Below are 2,128 nucleotides of genomic sequence, written 5' to 3'. Positions count from 1 at the left end.
CCCGGCCCGCCTTTTGCCCCCCCCGTTTCACGGCGCCCCCCCCCCGCGCCCCGCGCCGGGCCGCCCGCGCCCGCCCCGCCGCGGGGGGGGCCGCGCAGGCGCATTCCCATGCAATCTGTCATCCGAGACGTGGCCGTCCCCGCCGATGGCGACGCGTCGGCTTTTGCGCGTCAGGCGCCAAAACCCGCGATCGGCGCGCGATTCGCGCCGATCGCGGGGCGGGCGCCGCGTCAAGGGGGGCTGATCTGCCCGCGAATCACCCTGATTTTGGATTCAGATGGTATTCTATGGCATCAGAGGATCTTCATATTAAAATTCTAGATATGGGGATGTTATCTTTTTGTTCTCCATTATATAGGAAAATTAGTGATTTGTTATTCTTCGTTAAGTTGATATATAGCGATAATAAGGCGCTTTCCCATGATTTTTCCCATTGAGTGGCGTGATTTCCCATGCTATCAAGATCACGCGGCGGCCAACGAGGTCATCAACAAGAAACAGCAAGTTTCATGCAGGCAGATCGCCGCCGCAAAACAAACCGACGCCGGCGCAAGTTCGGCCGCGGAGAGGCAGCGCGAAGTCGGAAATCTCCCGAGGGACAGCGGGTCGCGCTTTGAGGCAAGCGCGGCCCGTTTCCGTTTCGCGGTCGGTTCCGGGCGCATGTGGATGGCCGGCGCGACGAGGTCGCCCGGCAGGTTGCAGAGGGAAGCTCGTCGCCGATGTGGGATCGCTTCACGTCAAGTTCGCAGCACAAGGTGGACGGCAAGGGGCGGGTCTCCGTCCCGGCGCTGTTTCGCCGCGTGCTGGAACGCAGCGACACCCCCGGCGGGCTGGTGCTGATCCCGGGGCTGCGCGGCGCCGACTGCATCGAGGGCTTCACCCATCAATACATCGACCGCATCGCCGACGCGATCGGCCGCATGAAGCCGTTTTCAAGGCCGCGCCGCAAGCTGGAATACCAGTTCCTCGCCAACGCCATCCCCATGCGGCTGGACGACACCGGGCGCATCGTGCTGACCAGGGCGCTGAAAGAGGCCGCCGGGATCACCAGCCTGGCGCAGTTCGTGGGCATGGGCGACAGTTTCCAGATCTGGTCGCCGGAGCGCTTCGCGGCGATGATGGCCGAGGATGACGGCGACGACGAGCAAGATGCGCTGGACGCCCTGCCCTGGGGCGACGCGCCGTCGCCGCCGGGTCAGAGCGCATGAGCGCGGGGGCGGGTCTGGCGCGCGCCGAGGCCGCCCATGCGCCGGTGATGCTGGCCGAGGTGCTCGACGCGCTGGCCCCGGAGAACGGCGCGCGGGGGGGCTGGGACGGGGTCTGGCTCGACGGCACGCTGGGCGCGGGCGGCTATGCGCGCGGCGTTCTCGATCGCGGCGCCGGCCGGGTGATCGCCATCGACCGCGACCCCGAGGCGATTGCCCGCGCCGAAAGCTGGCGCGCCCCCTATGGCGACCGGCTGACGCTGGTGACCGGGGCGTTCGGCGATCTCGACCGCCACGCGGCGGATGCGGGGGTCGGGGGGCAGGGGCTTGCCGGGGTGGTGCTCGACATCGGGGTCAGCTCGATGCAGATCGACCAGGGCGCGCGGGGGTTTTCGTTCCTGCGCGACGGGCCGCTGGACATGCGCATGGCGCAGGCGGGGCCCTCGGCGGCCGATCTGGTCAACCGCGCCGATGAAACCGACATCGCCGACATCCTGTTCCGCTACGGCGAGGAGCGGGCCTCGCGCCGCATCGCCCGCGCCATCGTCGCCGCGCGCCGCGCCGCGCCGATCGAGACCACGCTGCAGCTGGCGGGCATCGTCGAACGCTGCCTGCCCCGCCCCAGGCCCGGCCAGCCCCATGCCGCCACCCGCAGCTTTCAGGCGCTGCGCATCGCGGTGAATGACGAACTGGGCGAACTGGCGCGGGCGCTGAGCGCCGCCGAGCGGGCGCTGGCCCCGGGCGGCGCGCTGGTGGTGGTGAGCTTTCACTCGCTGGAGGACCGCATGGTCAAGCGGTTCATGCAGCTGCGATCCGACGCCGCCCCCGCCGGGTCGCGCCACGCGCCCGAAGCGGCGCGCGCGGCGCCGCGGTTCCGCCAGGACCGGCGCCGGTCGCTGAGCGCGGGCGAGGCGGAGCTGGCG

Annotated in this window: 2 protein-coding genes; both read left to right on the top strand. The window is 69.5% G+C overall.

The genetic code is table 11. The features are described from left to right. Positions 1–719: 719 nt before the first annotated feature. Entirely contained in the window at positions 720–1,208 is a 489-nt protein-coding gene (locus AC1HC7_RS15790; RefSeq protein ID WP_479495277.1) for a division/cell wall cluster transcriptional repressor MraZ, read from the top strand. Continuing rightward, the coding region (gene rsmH / locus AC1HC7_RS15785; RefSeq protein ID WP_479499208.1) for a 16S rRNA (cytosine(1402)-N(4))-methyltransferase RsmH at positions 1,205–2,128 on the top strand (924 nt) is incomplete at its 3' end. The genes AC1HC7_RS15790 and rsmH, both read left to right, overlap by 4 nt.

The organism is Oceanicella sp. (assembly GCF_056449545.1).
This window is presented reverse-complemented; position numbering and strand designations above follow the sequence as displayed.